The organism is Mesorhizobium sp. P2_A8, from assembly GCF_056404935.1.
In genome coordinates, this window is sequence record NZ_JBFUDB010000001.1 from 947,064 (window position 1) to 961,793 (window position 14,730).

At 62.7% G+C, this 14,730-nt stretch carries 16 protein-coding genes; 9 read left to right on the forward strand and 7 right to left on the reverse strand.

Annotated features, from left to right (window positions below; translation table 11 throughout):
• The first annotated feature begins 48 nt into the window (after window positions 1-48).
• From AC1D10_RS04620 to AC1D10_RS04645, 6 genes are all read left to right on the forward strand, one after another.
• On the forward strand, window positions 49-633 hold the full coding sequence (locus AC1D10_RS04620) for a 5-formyltetrahydrofolate cyclo-ligase (protein ID WP_477269117.1): 585 nt from the start codon (window positions 49-51) through the stop codon (window positions 631-633).
• Window positions 634-725: 92 nt separating this feature from the next.
• A complete protein-coding gene (locus AC1D10_RS04625) occupies window positions 726-1,163 on the forward strand; it encodes a hypothetical protein (RefSeq protein WP_477269119.1) in 438 nt (145 codons plus the stop codon).
• A 130-nt stretch (window positions 1,164-1,293) separates the two neighbouring features.
• Window positions 1,294-2,118, forward strand: a complete 825-nt coding sequence (locus AC1D10_RS04630; protein ID WP_379103923.1) for a TIGR00282 family metallophosphoesterase — start codon at window positions 1,294-1,296, stop codon at window positions 2,116-2,118.
• Between the two features lie 75 nt (window positions 2,119-2,193).
• Window positions 2,194-2,958 (forward strand): TerC family protein, encoded by a 765-nt coding sequence (locus tag AC1D10_RS04635; RefSeq protein WP_477269122.1) that lies wholly within the window; start codon window positions 2,194-2,196, stop codon window positions 2,956-2,958.
• A gap of 220 nt (window positions 2,959-3,178) precedes the next feature.
• A complete protein-coding gene (locus AC1D10_RS04640) occupies window positions 3,179-3,928 on the forward strand; it encodes a YebC/PmpR family DNA-binding transcriptional regulator (RefSeq protein WP_184872386.1) in 750 nt (249 codons plus the stop codon).
• A 40-nt stretch (window positions 3,929-3,968) separates the two neighbouring features.
• Window positions 3,969-4,280: an Rdx family protein gene (locus AC1D10_RS04645; protein WP_477269124.1), complete on the forward strand. Its 312-nt coding sequence runs from the start codon at window positions 3,969-3,971 to the stop codon at window positions 4,278-4,280.
• An 83-nt stretch (window positions 4,281-4,363) separates the two neighbouring features.
• Here the strand turns inward: AC1D10_RS04645 and AC1D10_RS04650 are convergent, their stop codons facing one another.
• Both AC1D10_RS04650 and AC1D10_RS04655 read right to left on the reverse strand, forming a co-directional pair.
• Window positions 4,364-4,843, reverse strand: a complete 480-nt coding sequence (locus AC1D10_RS04650; protein ID WP_477269126.1) for an anthrone oxygenase family protein — start codon at window positions 4,841-4,843, stop codon at window positions 4,364-4,366.
• 1 nt (window position 4,844) lies between these two features.
• Window positions 4,845-5,678: an NAD(P)H-binding protein gene (locus AC1D10_RS04655; RefSeq protein WP_477269128.1), complete on the reverse strand. Its 834-nt coding sequence runs from the start codon at window positions 5,676-5,678 to the stop codon at window positions 4,845-4,847.
• Window positions 5,679-5,783: 105 nt separating this feature from the next.
• Here AC1D10_RS04655 and AC1D10_RS04660 point away from each other — a divergent pair, with 105 nt between their 5' ends.
• Window positions 5,784-6,425, forward strand: coding sequence for a TetR/AcrR family transcriptional regulator (locus AC1D10_RS04660; protein ID WP_477269130.1), 642 nt, complete (start codon window positions 5,784-5,786; stop codon window positions 6,423-6,425).
• 85 nt (window positions 6,426-6,510) lie between these two features.
• On the opposite strand, the gene rpmE is transcribed toward AC1D10_RS04660, so the two are convergent.
• Window positions 6,511-6,732, reverse strand: a complete 222-nt coding sequence (gene rpmE / locus AC1D10_RS04665) for a 50S ribosomal protein L31 (protein ID WP_006327661.1) — start codon at window positions 6,730-6,732, stop codon at window positions 6,511-6,513.
• Between the two features lie 206 nt (window positions 6,733-6,938).
• On the opposite strand from rpmE, the gene AC1D10_RS04670 reads away from it, so the two are divergent.
• The gene (locus tag AC1D10_RS04670) at window positions 6,939-8,738 is read left to right on the forward strand and encodes an ABC transporter transmembrane domain-containing protein (protein WP_477269133.1); all 1,800 of its coding nucleotides are present in this window, start codon (window positions 6,939-6,941) and stop codon (window positions 8,736-8,738) included.
• Window positions 8,739-8,754: 16 nt separating this feature from the next.
• On the opposite strand, the gene AC1D10_RS04675 is transcribed toward AC1D10_RS04670, so the two are convergent.
• Window positions 8,755-10,707: a DUF3857 domain-containing protein gene (locus AC1D10_RS04675; RefSeq protein ID WP_477269135.1), complete on the reverse strand. Its 1,953-nt coding sequence runs from the start codon at window positions 10,705-10,707 to the stop codon at window positions 8,755-8,757.
• 209 nt (window positions 10,708-10,916) lie between these two features.
• On the reverse strand, window positions 10,917-12,401 hold the full coding sequence (locus tag AC1D10_RS04680) for a carboxypeptidase M32 (protein ID WP_477269137.1): 1,485 nt from the start codon (window positions 12,399-12,401) through the stop codon (window positions 10,917-10,919).
• A 142-nt stretch (window positions 12,402-12,543) separates the two neighbouring features.
• Between AC1D10_RS04680 and AC1D10_RS04685 the strand changes: the two genes are divergently transcribed.
• The gene (locus tag AC1D10_RS04685; protein WP_477269139.1) at window positions 12,544-12,897 is read left to right on the forward strand and encodes a DUF1304 domain-containing protein; all 354 of its coding nucleotides are present in this window, start codon (window positions 12,544-12,546) and stop codon (window positions 12,895-12,897) included.
• 120 nt (window positions 12,898-13,017) lie between these two features.
• Here AC1D10_RS04685 and AC1D10_RS04690 read toward each other — a convergent pair whose 3' ends face one another.
• Window positions 13,018-13,452, reverse strand: a complete 435-nt coding sequence (locus AC1D10_RS04690; RefSeq protein WP_477269141.1) for a hypothetical protein — start codon at window positions 13,450-13,452, stop codon at window positions 13,018-13,020.
• 246 nt (window positions 13,453-13,698) lie between these two features.
• A complete protein-coding gene (locus tag AC1D10_RS04695) occupies window positions 13,699-14,730 on the reverse strand; it encodes a peptidoglycan -binding protein (protein ID WP_477269143.1) in 1,032 nt (343 codons plus the stop codon).

The following is a 14,730-nucleotide window of genomic DNA, read 5'->3' on the forward strand; positions in this document are numbered from 1 at the left end:
GTCGTTCCTGCCCCTCCGTTCAAATCCGACTTTTTCTACCCTGGCTCCATGACCTCTCCAAAAGAACTGAAAAAACACCTCCGCAAGGAAGCACTCGGCCGGCGCGATGCGCTGGATGCGTTCTGGCGGCTGGAGGCGGCGCTCGAAATGGCCGAGACGGCGCGCGATCACCTCGCGGTCGAACCGGGCCAGATCGTCTCCGGTTTCTGGCCGATGCGCTCGGAGGTCGACGTGCGGCCGCTGATGTTTGCCTTGCGCGAGCAAGGGGCAAGGCTTTGCCTGCCGGCCATTCTCGACAAGACCACCATCGTCTTTCGCGAACTGGTGCGCGGCGCGCCGATGGTCGAGATGGGCTTCGGCACTGTCGGCCCGCATGAAGAAGCCGAGGTGCTCGACCCTTCGGTGATGCTGGTGCCGCTTGCCGCCTTCGACGCGCGCGGTCACCGTATCGGCTATGGCGCCGGCTATTACGACCGCGCCATCGCCAAGCTGATCGACAAGGGGCTGCCGCCACGGCTGATCGGCATCGCCTTCGACTGCCAGGAGGTGGCACAGGTGCCGGACGAAAACCATGACGTTGTCATTGCGGAAATACTCACCGAGAGCGGATTGCGCCGGTTCGATATCCCTTAAAATATTATGATCTGCCTATCGCGTTTCTGGGAAGATCGGATAGTATTTCAGTAGTACAATCCGACTTGATGGCGGCAAAGACTGTGTCTTTAATGCGTTTCATCCTGATGCCTTTCGCCCTGATCACGGCAGCGCTGTTTGCAATGGGATTGCACATCGTCGGGACCGGCCTGTATCATCAGGCTGCCTGGCATCAGACGGTCGCCACCGTGACGGATGTCGATCCCTACACTGAAACGAGAAAGAACGGCCTACCGATAGATGGCATCAAAGTCGCCGTCACCTATGTGGTTGACGACGCGCCGATGACCTGGTCCGGAAAGGGCAAAATCATCGGTCTTTATGCGGCGTCCATAGGCGACAAGGTGGAATTGTACTACGACCCCGCCGATCCATCGAACCTCGATACCGCCGCAATGAAGGGCTGGCTCGTCGCCCTGTTGATCATTGTCGGTACCGGCGGCTTCACGGCCTTCTACGTATGGTTCTTCTGGCTACGCGGATGGCACGCGCGTCCACGTCGCCCATGATGCAATCGCCCGTTCGCGCTGCGGGCGCGTGCACAAAGCCGCTCCACCGGCAGCGGGTCACTTCCGGTCGGCGTCAGGACCAATCGCGGTACCGCTTGCCTTGCATCCATGGCTCTGGATAGAAGTGGATATGAGACTTCTCTTCCTCGGCGACATGGTCGGAAAAACGGGACGCACGGCGGTGTGGGAACAACTGCCGGGGCTGATCTCCGATTTCAAACTCGATTTCGTCATCGTCAACGGCGAGAACGCCGCCGGCGGCTTCGGCATCACCGAAGAGATCTTTCGCGAGACGATCGCGGCCGGCGCCGATGTCGTCACCACCGGCAACCATGTCTGGGACCAGCGCGATGCGCTGGCCTTTGCGCCGCGCGAAGAGCGTTTTCTGCGCCCCTCCAATTTCCCCAAGGGCACGCCCGGGCGCGGCTCCGGCGTCTACATCGCCAGGAGCGGCGCGCGGGTTCTGGTCGCCAACATCATGGGCCGGGTGTTCATGCATCCCGAACTCGACGATCCGTTCCAGGCCGGCGAACGCGAGCTGGCTGCCTGTCCGCTCGGCGAGCAGGCGGATGCGGTGATCATCGACTTCCACGCCGAGGCAACCTCGGAAAAGATGTGCTTCGCGCATTTCGTCGATGGCCGCGCCAGTCTCGTCGTCGGCACCCACACGCACCAGCCGACCGGCGATCACCAGATCCTCAATGGCGGTACCGGCTACATTTCCGATGCCGGCATGTGCGGTGACTATGATTCCTCGCTCGGCATGGACAAGGAGGAACCGCTCAACCGGTTCCTGTCGAAGGTGCCGAAAGGGCGATTCGAGGCCGCGACCGGGCCGGCGACATTGTGTGGCGTCGGTGTCGATATCTCCGACCGCACCGGGCTGACCGAGCGGATCGCGCCGTTTCGTCGCGGCCCGCGGCTGGAGGAAACCGCACCCTCCTTCTGGTTGTGACATTGATATAGACGCGCTTAGTACCTAACTGCCGGCTTCATCTGCTTCAGATCGTTACAAGAGGGGACGACCTCCATGCAGCTCATCGAATTCCTGGCGCCGCATTTTCACTTCGTGTCCGATCCAACCGCCTGGGTCGCGCTGCTGACGCTGGTGGTGCTGGAGATCGTGCTCGGCATCGACAATCTGATCTTCATCTCGATCCTGACCAACAAGCTGCCGGAATCGCAAAGGGCTCGTGCCCGCCGCCTCGGCATCTCGGCGGCGCTGATCATGCGGCTGGTGCTGCTGGCCACCATTTCGATCATCGTCCAGCTGACGACGCCGGTGTTCACCGCCTTCGGCCACGGTTTTTCCTGGCGCGACCTGATCCTGATCGCCGGCGGTCTGTTCCTGGTCTGGAAGGCGACCAAGGAAATCCACCACACGGTCGATCTCGACGATCATCAGGACACGATGATGGGCGAGACGCTACAGCTTTCGCTCGCCGGCGCGATCTTCCAGATCCTGTTGCTCGACCTGGTCTTCTCCATCGATTCGATCATCACCGCTGTCGGCATGACCGACGAGATCGCCATCATGTATATCGCCGTCATCGTGGCGGTGAGCGTGATGATGCTGGCGGCGGCGCCGCTCGCCAATTTCATCGCCAAGAACCCGACCATCGTCATGCTGGCGCTGGGCTTCCTGCTGATGATCGGCATGACGCTGATCGCCGACGGCATGGGCTATCACGTGCCCAAGGGCTATATCTATGCCGCCATGGGTTTTTCGGCGATGGTCGAAGGTCTCAACATGCTGGCCCGCAAACGGAAGAAGTCAGGGTCCGGCGGTCACTAGCCTCGGAAAGCCGCGATCCCGAGCGCCGCGCTGCCTATAAGGCGCGGCTGGACGAATTGAGCCGATTTATCTATAAGCCGGCCATTCCGACAGAGAACGCCGTACGTCCATGCGGACGCGCAAGGGGCGTTCTGAAATTTTGAATTTGAGCATTTTGCAAAACGCCAGGTGATTCCACCTGGCCGCAAGCTGCTCTAGCCCAAGAGACGACAGGGGTGCCATGGCTGGCCATTCACAGTTCAAGAACATCATGCACCGCAAGGGCCGCCAGGATGCGGTGCGGTCGAAAATGTTTTCCAAGCTGGCGCGCGAAATCACCGTTGCCGCCAAGAGCGGGACGCCCGATCCATCGATGAACCCGCGCCTGCGCCTTGCCGTGCAGAACGCCAAGGCGGTGTCGATGCCGAAGGACAACATCCAGCGCGCCATCAACAAGGCGTCGATGGGCGATGCCGAGAACTACGAAGCCGTGCGCTATGAGGGCTACGGTCCGGGCGGCGTCGCCGTTATCGTTGAGGCTCTGACCGACAACCGCAACCGTTCGGCGTCGAATGTGCGCGCCGCCTTCACCAAGGCTGGCGGGGCGATGGGCGAGACCGGATCGGTGTCGTTCATGTGGGATCGTGCCGGCGAGATCTACTATCCGGCATCGGCCGGCAGCGCCGACAAGGTGATGGATGCGGCGATCGAAGCCGGCGCCGACGATGTGGAATCCGACGAGGAAGGTCACACGATCTACTGCGCCTTCGAGAATCTCGGCGAAGTTTCGAAGGCGCTGGAAGCCTCGCTCGGAGAAGCCGAATCGGTGAAGCCGATCTGGAAGCCGCAGAACAGTGTTCCAGTCGACGAGGATCGCGCACAGTCGCTGATGAAGCTGGTCGCCACACTCGAGGACGACGACGACGTCCAGAGCGTCTACGCCAACTTCGAAGTCGACGACGAGACGATGGCCAAGCTCAGCGCGGCATGAGCAGGGCTCGGCCAGAGACATGAGCGGAGCTCAGTCCGAGATGAGCGAAAAAGCGCTGCCCGCCATCCGCATCACCTACTGCACGCAGTGCCAGTGGCTGCTGCGTGCAGGCTGGATGGCGCAGGAATTGTTGTCGACCTTCGGCACTGATCTCGGCGAGGTGACGCTGGTGCCCGGCACCGGCGGCATCTTCACCATTTCCTGCAATGATACGCTGGTCTGGGACCGCAAGCGCGACGGCGGCTTTCCGGACGCGGCCAAGCTGAAGCAGCTGGTCCGCGATGTCATCGATCCGGATCGCGATCTCGGTCATTCCGACCGCAAGGGCCATACATCAAAAGACTCCGCCTGAGCGGGGCCTCTTGCTTTTCGCAGAAACGCTTCTCTCTTTGTCTTGACGCAATCCGGACGGCTACACACTTTTCCTGGAGTTGCTTAGAGCAATGAGAGAATGAAGCAGGCCATCGCCACGATGGCGGTGATGGTGCGGACGTGGTTCCACATCACCCATTGGTTCAGATGGTTCGCCCACACGGCGGCGCCGTTGCTGCTGGCCGGGTCGACGGCGGCGAGCGCATCGTTGAGCGGCACGTTGAAGACCATGGTCACGATCGGGTTGCCGATCAGGTAGATCACCGCGCCGGCAAGCAACCAGTACGAGCCGGACTGGCTCCAGCCCATGATGGCGGCGGCGATAAGCACCAGACAGAGCAGGCCGGTACCGAAAAGCGCCATCATGAAGGTCGGGGTGATCACCGTGATGTTGATCGAATTCATCGCCGCGATGCCGCTTGGGATGGGCAGTCGGGCGAGCGCCGGCATGACGAAGTTGGAAAAGGCGAAGAACACGCCGCCGACGACGCCCGAGCCGATCGCGGCGAGGAACACGAGGGTGGGGAGAAGTTTCGTGATCATGTCAGTTGCTCCAGATGCCGGTTGCGGCGGTTGCGGTTGCGTAAGCGGAGAAGTCTCTTGGCTGGCGGCCAAGCACGCGCTGGACGCCATCGGTGAGGGACTCGTTGCGGCCGTCGAGCACCTCGGTGAACAGCTCGTTGAGCAGCCAGGTGAATTCGGGCGGCAGGTCGTGCGCGGTCACGGCGGCGGTGAATTCGTCGTGCGAAATCCTGACAAAGCGGATGTCGCGCCCGGCGGCCTTGCCAATCTCGGCGACCGCGTCGGCGAAGCTCAGCAGTCGCGGCCCGGTCAGTTCATAGAGCTGGCCCACATGCCCTGGCTCAGTCAGCACGGCGAAGGCGACGTCGGCGATGTCATCGGCATCGACGAATGGCTCGCCGACATTGCCGACCGGCAAAGCCACTTCGCCCTCAGCCAAGGACTCGACAAGGAAGCCTTCGCTGAAGTTCTGCGAGAACCAGGCGCAGCGCAGGATCGTCCAGTCTGCGCCAGAGGCCTTCAGCATCTCTTCGGCACGTTGGGCTTCCGCCTCGCCACGCCCGGACAGCAGCACCAGCCGGGGGACACCGTTTTCTACGGCTAGCCTGGCGAAGGCGCCGACCGCCTCGGCCGCACCCGGCACGGCCAGATCGGGATAGTAGCTGATGTAGACGGCGCTGACGCCTTGCAATGCCAGGCCCCAGGTCGCGGGGATTTGCCAGTCGAAGCGCGGGGTGCCCGAGCGCGAGCCGATCCGTACCGGCAGGCCATGCGCCGTCAACCGCTCGGCAAGGCGGCGGCCGGTCTTGCCGGTGCCGCCGAGGATCAGGATGGGTTTCGTTGTCGTGTCGTTCATGGCGTTTTCCTCTTTTACAAACATGAGTAATCCTCACATTTGCAAAACGTGATAAACCCTCGTATTTTGCGAGTCAAGCAATTTTGTTGGCATTTGGAGTTGGCCATGGAAGACACCGCCGTGCCGGTTTCGGCCCAGGAGCAGATTGCTTCGCCGCGCCGGGCGCCGAGCCAGCAGCGCAGCCGTGAGCGGGTCGAGCGGATGCTCACCGCCGCCTCGGCGCTGATCGCCGAGCAGGGCAGCGACGCCATGCGCATGGGCGAGGTGGCGGAACGGGCAGGGGTGTCGATCGGCTCGCTCTACCAGTTCTTTCCGGACAAGCGGGCGATCGTCTGGGCGCTGGCCGAGCGCTACACCGCCGAAAGCCAGGCCTGCATCTCGGCGGCACTCGCCGATGTCGGCGACGCCGAAGGCCTGGGCCAGGCGTTTTCGGAGCTGGTCGATATCTACTACGGGCTGTTCCTGGCCGAGCCGGTGATGCGCGACATCTGGTCGGGCACGCAGGCCGACAAGGCGCTGCGCCAGCTCGAACTCGCCGACAGCCGGGCCAACGCCGAATTCCTCACCGCGGTGCTGAAGCGGCTACGGCCGGCCGCCGATCCGACTGCGCTGGAAACCACTGCGTTCCTTGTCTGGCAGATGGGCGAGGCCGCTGTGCGCCTGGCGATCTCGGTGGAGCGCCAGGAGGGCGACAGGCTGGTCGCCGCCTACAAGCGCATGGCGCTCAGGGAATTGCTGGCGGAGTAAGGAGCGCAGGCTGAATCTTCGGCGAATCCAACAAAAAACCCGCCTCGAAGGGCGGGTTTTCCGATCTGCGAAAAGGTCGCCGGACTTAGAGGCCGAAACCTTCGAAACGCTTCTTGAACTTCGACAGGCGGCCACCGCGGTCGAGCAGGGTCTGCTGGCCGCCGGTCCAGGCCGGGTGGGTGGTCGGGTCGATATCGAGGTTCATCGTATCGCCTTCCTTGCCCCAGGTCGAACGGGTCATGTATTCGGTGCCATCGGTCATGACGACCTTGATGGTGTGGTAATCGGGATGAATGTCGGTCTTCATGGTTCGGTTCCTGGCTTGCCGGCGCTGCCGACGGGCATAAGCCTGCGTCGATGCGCCCCTTTTTAAAACTCGAAGCCGCAGCTATTGAGGAGCCACGGCTTCTAAAACGGTCGGCGAGCCTATACATCAGCCGGAATTGAATCACAAGGCCGCGGCAAGCGCATATTGAAGCGCATAGCCCGAAGGCCGCTAGAGGAAACACTGGAATGGCGCAACCCAGCAGCGCAGACGAGCGCCGGCGCTCGCTCAAGCCGCTCAGGCGCCTGTTCCCGTACATCACGCATTATCGCACGCTGGTCATCGGCGCCGTCATCTCGCTGGTCATCGCCGCGGCAACGACGCTGGCGCTGCCGCTGGCCGTGCGGCGCATGATCGATCATGGTTTCTCGTCGGCCAGCACCACCTTCATCGCCGAGTATTTCGCCGCCCTGGTGGCGATGGCCGCCGTGCTGGCGGCCGCCTCGGCCGGCCGCTACTATTTCGTCATCACGCTTGGCGAGCGCGTCGTCGCCGACATCCGCCGCGATGTCTTTGCCCATGTGACGACGCTATCGCCTTCATTCTTCGACACCGCCCAGTCGGGCGAGATCGTTTCGCGGCTCGCCGCCGACACGACGCAGGTCAAATCGGCGGTCGGGGCGACCGCTTCCGTGGCGCTGCGCAACGTCATCCTTGGCCTCGGCGCGGTGGGGATGATGGTCGTCACCAGCCCGAAACTGTCCGGCCTGGTGATCGCCGCTATCCCGGTCATCGTGCTGCCGCTGGTCGCCTTCGGCCGTTCGGTGCGGCGCAAGTCGCGGCAAGCGCAGGATACACTTGCCGATGCCACCGCCTATGCCAGCGAGCAGATCGGCGCGGTGCGCACGTTGCAGGCCTTCACCAATGAGAAGCTGGTCACAGGGCATTTCTCCGCCGCGGTGGAAGCCGCTTTCGCGGCGGCGCGCGCCTCGATCTTCGCGCGCTCCTTCCTCACCTTCTTTGCCATTTTCACGATCTTCTCGTCCGTCGTGGCGGTGCTGTGGTTCGGCTCGCGCGACGTGCTCGAAGGCTCGATATCGCCAGGCACGCTCGGCCAGTTCCTACTCTATTCAGTGTTCGCCGCCGGTGCGCTCGGCGCGCTGTCGGAAGTGTGGGGCGAGCTTGCGCAGGCGGCGGGTGCTGCCGAACGGCTGACCGAGATCCTGGCCGAGAAGCCGGCAATCCAGGCACCGGCCCATCCGAAGCCCCTGCCAACAGCCGCCAAGGGCGCGATCGTCTTCGACGATGTCTCCTTCTCCTACCCGGCCAGGCCCGACCGCGCTGCCGTGCATGGCTTGAGCTTTCAGGTCATGCCCGGCGAGACGGTAGCGATTGTTGGCCCGTCAGGCGCCGGCAAGAGCACGGTCTTCTCGCTGATCCTGCGTTTCTACGATCCCGAAACTGGCAGGATCCTGATCGACGGCGTCGACGTGCGCGAGGCCGATCCCGTCTCGGTGCGCGAGCGCATCGCCATCGTGCCGCAGGATGTCACCATCTTCGCGGCAAGCGCCCGCGACAATATCGGCTTTGGCCGGCCGGGCGCCAGCGAGGCCGAGATCGAGACGGCGGCGAAGGACGCGCTGGCCGACGAATTCATCCTGAGGCTGGAGAAAGGCTATGACAGCCAGGTCGGCGAGCGCGGCGTGACGCTGTCCGGCGGCCAGCGCCAGCGGGTGGCGATCGCCCGCGCCATCCTGCGCGACGCGCCGATCCTGCTGCTCGATGAGGCGACCTCCGCGCTCGACGCCGAAAGCGAGACGCTGGTGCAGGTGGCGCTGGAGCGGCTGATGCAGGGCCGCACCACCATCGTCATCGCCCACCGGCTGGCGACGGTGCTGAAGGCCGACAGGATCCTGGTCATGGACGGCGGCAGCATCGTCGAGGAGGGCACGCATCAGAGCCTCGTCGCCAAGGGCGGCATCTATGCGCGGCTGGCCAAGTTGCAGTTCGATACCGGCGCCAGCGCCTTCAGGGGCGCGGCGGAGTAGGCATTTCCGGCGGGACTCAGTTTGCTTCGGGCTCGGCGTAGGCGAAGTTGTAGTTCCAGCCGGAATTGTCGCTCATCTTCTTTCGTGATCGGAGATAGGCGCCGATATTCTTGGCGGGAACCCGATCGCCGATCGTCTTGAGGTACCAGTCGACCTGAAATTCAGTTGGCGTACTGGACCAGCGCGCCTTGAAGGCGACGTAGGGCGTAATCACGTCGTTGGATTTCTCGGGCCCGACAAATTGTGCCTTCAGGTTTCTGACGATGCATTGATGACGCTTGAATATGGGGCTGCCGAGCCAGACCGGACCGATCCTGCCGACCATATCCGGCGCCGGCAAATTGCTGATGCCAACATCCGCCTTCAGCGGAAAGTTCGTGACAAGATCATCGGTATCGAGCGCCTCTGCCGGCAACTCGTAGGATTCGACTATCGTGACGACGTTCCGATCGCGGTCGTCGTTTGTCGACAACGTCGCCAGGCTTGTCATCCCGGGATACTGGCGGTTGTAGTATTGTAGGTAGTCGTCGGCGAGCTTTGTGGCCGATTGCGAAACCAACCTGTACCGCATGCTGTCGGCATCCGCATCGCGATAGGTCGTACTGACCGTCAGGTTGAGCGGCTCGCCCTTGAGTTTGGGAAAGTCAAAAGCCTCGCTGACGAAGGTGGTCGGCTGAAAAAGTTCCTTGCGCTCGATTCTCTCCATCTGAGCGTTGTCGGCGACGATCGGCAAGGCAAAGCCATAGTCGGGCGGAACAAGGTTCTCGGCCCTGCCGCCCTGGAGATAGTTGGTCGCATCGATCCAGTAAGTCTGGCTGCCGATGATGGCCTTGACGATGACGTGGTCAAACGCGCGTATTGTTGGAAGAATATCGCCGAGTGCAAATCCGTCGTCCAGGTCTGTCAGCGCCGGGTCAGCCTGGATACCCAGCCGCCGCAGGCTGGAGGCAAGAAGCAGGGCCTTGTCCTTGCAGTCGCCGAAGCCGCTCTTGACCACCACATCGGGGCTGCGGGGGATGTAGGAGCCGCGGCCCATCGACAGGCTCACATAGCGAATGGTGTCCTGAACCAGCCGCATCGCCTCGATCATCCGGTCTTCCGGCTTGGCGTATCTGGTGGCGATGTCGTCCAGTTTCGAGGCGAACTCGGCCGGCAGTTCCTGATCGAGCCGGTAGTAGGGCAGAACCGCGTCGACGACATCCTGCCAATTGGACGTCGAAGACATCTGCACACTGGGGTAAGTCAGGAAATCCGCCGGCAGGTTCTCTTCGGGCTTGACCGGAGCCGGATTTGCGCTCTGCCAAAGATAGGCCGTCATCGCACCATCCGCCTTGATATCCGGCTGGAGGTCGGTGCGGATCTGGCGGATCTTCAGCGGCTCGGTTGTCGGCCAAATCACTCTCTCGCGGATGAGTGCGATGGGTTCTCCCCACGCCAGCGCGACCGAGTGAAAAAACAGGTCAGCACCGACGATCGGTGTCCTGACCGTGGTCTTGCCGTAGTCGATGATGTCGCCGACGCGGACATCGTCGACATTCACATAAGCGGTGAGCCAGCCGTCGAACAGGCCTTTCTCCGCATCCTTTTCGCGTCGAAAAACGTCGAAGGTGGCCCCGGGCAACCGGTCGATCACCACGCCGTCGCGAATGATGTTCAGCCAGTTCATCGTGACTTCGGACGTTGCCGGGTCGAACTCGATGCTTATGGCCGCACCGCGCTCGAGCCCGGTGCGATCGACGATCTTGTAGGCATAGCGGTCAAATGCCTCGATGCCGCCTGGCCGTTTTCGGATCTGATACTCCGACAAAAGATTGGATATGCCGTTCTTGATCTGGCTGTCGAAGCGCGGGTCCGGCCTGGGAAGCTCGACCCGATCGATCCAGCCGCCAGGACTGCCCTTGTGGATTTCGGCGCCGGCCATGGCTGGGGAACAGAAAATGGCAAAGGCAATCAAGACGAAAAGCCGCATGATCGCTGAAGATATCACTGGAAAGCACCCCGCCCGAACAATCCGGCCGTCTCGCAAGATAACTGTCGGATACTACCAGTGATAGAAAAGTAGAGACGATCCCGCAAGACACAGGAAGCTGTCGCCGCACAGCGATGACGCCCGTTGCATCCAGAATGCCGACGGGCATCAGCCGATCACCGAAATCGAGAAGGGCCGATATGGCGGGTTCATCCGCCGTATCGCTGCTTCAGATGGTTCACGAAATAAGTGGCGTCGAGTTTTTCGCCGGTGGCGCGCTCGAGCAGGTCCGGTGTCGACCAGCGTGACCCCTGCGACCAGATCTTTTCGCGGCGCCAGGCGTTGATGGACTCGAAATTACCCTTGGCAAGATCGTCATCGGCGGCGGGATGCTCCCGCGTCAGAGCCGCCCATTGCTGCGCCGCCATCATCGCGCCCAGCGTGTAGGAGGGGAAGTAGCCGAAGGCCGCACCCGGCCAATGCACGTCCTGCATCGGCCCGTCGGCCGGATTGTCGATGGTGGAAAGGCCGAGATAGTCGCGCATCTTGGCGTCCCAGGCTTCGGGCAGATCGGCCACCTCCAGCCTGCCCGAGACGAGCTCCTGCTCCAGTTCGTAGCGCAGGATGACATGCAGCGGGTAAGTCACCTCGTCGGCATCGACACGGATCAGGCCGCGTTCGACATGATGCACATGCGGCAGGATGTCGTCGAGCGACCAGGCTTCGCCGAGATGCTTTTCGACCACCGGCAGCGCCCAGCGCCAGAAGGCCGGGTTGCGGCCAAGCTGCTTTTCGACGAACAGGCTCTGGCTTTCATGCACGGCCATGCCGCGCGCCCTGCCGAGCGGCCAGTGCGACCATGCCTTCGGCAGGTTCTGTTCGTACAGCGCATGGCCGGTCTCGTGCAGCACGCCCATCAGCGCCGACAGGAAGTCAGACGTCTTGTAGCGGGTGGTGATGCGCACGTCGCTCGGCACACCGCCGCAGAACGGGTGGTGCGACACCGACAGCGACCCGTGTGTCAGGTCGAAGCCGACCGCCGCCATCATGGCAAGGCCGAGCTCGCGCTGCCGGTCGATCGCATAGGTGCCCGAAAGCGGCTTCAGCGGGCGCTTGCGCAGCCGCGCTTCCTGTATCGCCAGCGCCTCCGGCACGAAACCCCTGAGGAAAGCCTTGAGGTCGGTGAAGACATGCGTGATGTCGGCGGCGCGGTTGCCGGGGTCGTATTGCTCCATCAGCGCGTCGTAGGGGGCGAGACCGAGCACATCGGCACGCAGCGCCGCCTCTTCGCGCACCAGCGCCACCACGCCCTCGAGCGCCGGCTGGAAGCCAGCCCAGTCGTTCTTGGCGCGCAGGTCGCGCCACAGTTGCTCGCAGCGCATGCGCGCCGTGGTCTGCCGTTCGACGAATTCGACCGGCAGGCAAGTCAGATTGGTGTACTGGCGCCGCAGTTCCGCGATGGCGGTCCGTTGCTCCTCACTCAACGCTTCCTGTTCGGCTGCGGCGATCCAGTCGGCGATTTCCGGTGCCGTTGCCCTGGTGTGAAACATGCCTGCCAGCGCCGACATTGCCTCGGCGCGCTTCTCGCCGCCACCGACTGCCATGTGGGTGGCCTCGTCGGCGCCAAGGATGGCTAGCGCATGCTCGAGCGCTTCGAGCTTGTGGCCGAGATCATCGAGTTTCTGAAAGGACATGGAGGCTTCCGTGATTGAGGACGGCGCGAAAAGATACCAACGCAAAGGCGTTTGCAACCCTCGGGCACTGCGCTGCGGGTGCATCTTGCGCAGGTGAGGTCACGCGTGAAATGCTACCGGCGACAGATGAAGGGGGAGGACTATGATCGGCAACATCCTGGTCGGGCTGGTGGCCTTGATCCATGTCTACATCGTCTATCTCGAAATGGTGCTGTGGGACACGCCGCGCGGGCACAAGGCATTCAATCTGACGCCGGAATTCGCCAGCGCTTCGAAGGTGCTCGCCGCCAATCAGGGCCTCTACAACGGCTTCCTCGCCGCTGGGCTGATCTGGGGGCTTTACCTCGGCGCTGCCGGATTTCAGGTCAAGGTTTTCTTCCTGTTGTGCGTGGCCATTGCCGGCCTCTATGGCGCGGCCACGGTTGGCCGCAAGATCCTGTTCATCCAGACCGTGCCGGCGGTGGTTGCCCTGATTGCAGTCTGGCTGGGCTGGTAGCGAAAAGAGACGCCCGCGGGATTGAGGTCCCGAAGGCGCCAGGTGGTCCCTTCCTGGCGCATGCCCGGAAAATCGGAATCGACTTCGGCAGAATCATGCTCGATATCGAGGTGCGCGGTCTCAGCCGTTCGGATATTTTCCGCCGTCGGCGCCATCGCCCATCAGGAAAACGCTCCCGGTATCGCCCTTCAGACGCTGGTCGACATTGTCGAGACGGCGCAGCAGGTCATGGTATTGTGCCGCCGGTATCCTGCCATGATCCGATGCCGCGATCTTCTCGGCCGCCTGACTGATGCGGGCGGTCCGCATTTCCAGGCGCTCGGCCACGGCCGGCGTAATGCTGTTGGCTTGTCTTGCGTCGACTATGCCCTGGTGGACGCCTTGGACCTGGTTGAGGAGTCCCTCGACGCGCGGGCCGGTAAAGTCGGTCGGGTCGGTGGCGTCAAGACCGCCCTTGTGATGGCCCGCGGCATAGGCGCCGGCGAGGGGAATGGCGATGAGGAATGCCGTGAATGTCGCAGTTCTGAGCGAGGTCTTGGGAATAAAAGAGCGCATCGCGCGTCTCCTCCTGAAAGGGAAGGCAGCGGTTGTTTCGCCTGCCTTCCGGCCGAGGGCCGTCCGGTTCCGTCGCGTCGCGATGGGGGATCATCGCCGGCGGTTCTCGGCCCAGGCGGGAAGCTAGGACTGCACAGCGACGATGTGTAATTAAAAAAAGATAATCTTTTCAGGCCTTGTCGGCCTCGGTCTGCGCCCTAGAGTTGAGCCGGCAAACAAATTCGCGTGATGCCGCGTGATGATGGATCAACGTTCGGTGAGCTTCAGTTCAATGCGGCGGTTCTTGTTGCGCGCCTCTTCGGTGTCGGCGGGGTCGAGCGGCTGGAACTCGCCGAAGCCGGCGGCGACCAGCCGGTTGGCCGGCACGCCGTTCTCGATCAGGAATTTTACCACCGAGGTCGAACGCGCCGTCGACAGTTCCCAGTTGTCGCGGTAGCGGCCAGTGCCGGAGAGCGGCTTGTTGTCGGTATGGCCGTCGACGCGTAGCACCCAGTTGATCTCGGGCGGGATTTCCTTCTGCAGTTCGATGATGGCGTCGGCGAGTTTCTTCATCTCGACCTTGCCGGCATCGTTGATCACCTCGGAGCCGGTCGGGAACAGGACTTCCGACTGGAAGACGAAGCGGTCGCCGACGATGCGGATGTTCTCGCGGTCGGCGAGGATCTCGCGCAAGCGGCCGAAGAAGTCGGAGCGGTAGCGATTCAGCTCCTGCACGCGCTGGGCAAGTGCTACGTTCAGGCGGCGGCCGAGATCGGCAATCTTGGTGTTGGAATCACGGTCACGGGTTTCGGAGACGTTGAGCGCATCCTCGAGCGCGCCGATCTGCTTGCGAAGTGCTGCAATCTGCTGGTTGAGGATCTCGACCTGGCTCAGCGCCTGCTGGCTGATCTGGCGCTGGCTGTCGAGTTCCCCCGACAGTGCTACGGCACGCTGGTTGGCGGCGTCGCCGGCGCCCGCACCTTGCGCCAGCAATTGTTGGAGCCGGCTCTTTTCGGCTTCCGCTGCCGACAGTGATGCCTGCAGATTGGCCAGCGAATCATCCTTGTCCTGCGTCGTCGAGCGCTCCAGCGCCAGAAGCTGGGTCAGTTCGTTGATTTGCGAATTGAGGCGCGAGAGCGCCGTATCCTTGCCGGAGATTTCGCGGCCGAGCAGGAACTGCGCCAGCACGAAGACGGTAAGCAGGAACATGATCGCCAGAAGCAGAGTCGAGAGCGCGTCGACGAAGCCCGGCCAGTAGTCGATGCGGCGATCGGTGCGCCGCCCACGTGCCAGCGCCAC

Bases quoted from the DNA above. Each gene is read 5' to 3' on its own strand.
- AC1D10_RS04620 (WP_477269117.1), top strand. From the start codon at position 49: ATGACCTCTCCAAAAGAACTGAAAAAACACCTCCGCAAGGAAGCACTC.
- AC1D10_RS04625 (WP_477269119.1), top strand. From the start codon at position 726: ATGCGTTTCATCCTGATGCCTTTCGCCCTGATCACGGCAGCGCTGTTT.
- AC1D10_RS04630 (WP_379103923.1), top strand. From the start codon at position 1,294: ATGAGACTTCTCTTCCTCGGCGACATGGTCGGAAAAACGGGACGCACG.
- AC1D10_RS04635 (WP_477269122.1), top strand. From the start codon at position 2,194: ATGCAGCTCATCGAATTCCTGGCGCCGCATTTTCACTTCGTGTCCGAT.
- AC1D10_RS04640 (WP_184872386.1), top strand. From the start codon at position 3,179: ATGGCTGGCCATTCACAGTTCAAGAACATCATGCACCGCAAGGGCCGC.
- AC1D10_RS04645 (WP_477269124.1), top strand. From the start codon at position 3,969: ATGAGCGAAAAAGCGCTGCCCGCCATCCGCATCACCTACTGCACGCAG.
- AC1D10_RS04650 (WP_477269126.1), bottom strand. From the start codon at position 4,843: ATGATCACGAAACTTCTCCCCACCCTCGTGTTCCTCGCCGCGATCGGC.
- AC1D10_RS04655 (WP_477269128.1), bottom strand. From the start codon at position 5,678: ATGAACGACACGACAACGAAACCCATCCTGATCCTCGGCGGCACCGGC.
- AC1D10_RS04660 (WP_477269130.1), top strand. From the start codon at position 5,784: ATGGAAGACACCGCCGTGCCGGTTTCGGCCCAGGAGCAGATTGCTTCG.
- rpmE (WP_006327661.1), bottom strand. From the start codon at position 6,732: ATGAAGACCGACATTCATCCCGATTACCACACCATCAAGGTCGTCATG.
- AC1D10_RS04670 (WP_477269133.1), top strand. From the start codon at position 6,939: ATGGCGCAACCCAGCAGCGCAGACGAGCGCCGGCGCTCGCTCAAGCCG.
- AC1D10_RS04675 (WP_477269135.1), bottom strand. From the start codon at position 10,707: ATGCGGCTTTTCGTCTTGATTGCCTTTGCCATTTTCTGTTCCCCAGCC.
- AC1D10_RS04680 (WP_477269137.1), bottom strand. From the start codon at position 12,401: ATGTCCTTTCAGAAACTCGATGATCTCGGCCACAAGCTCGAAGCGCTC.
- AC1D10_RS04685 (WP_477269139.1), top strand. From the start codon at position 12,544: ATGATCGGCAACATCCTGGTCGGGCTGGTGGCCTTGATCCATGTCTAC.
- AC1D10_RS04690 (WP_477269141.1), bottom strand. From the start codon at position 13,452: ATGCGCTCTTTTATTCCCAAGACCTCGCTCAGAACTGCGACATTCACG.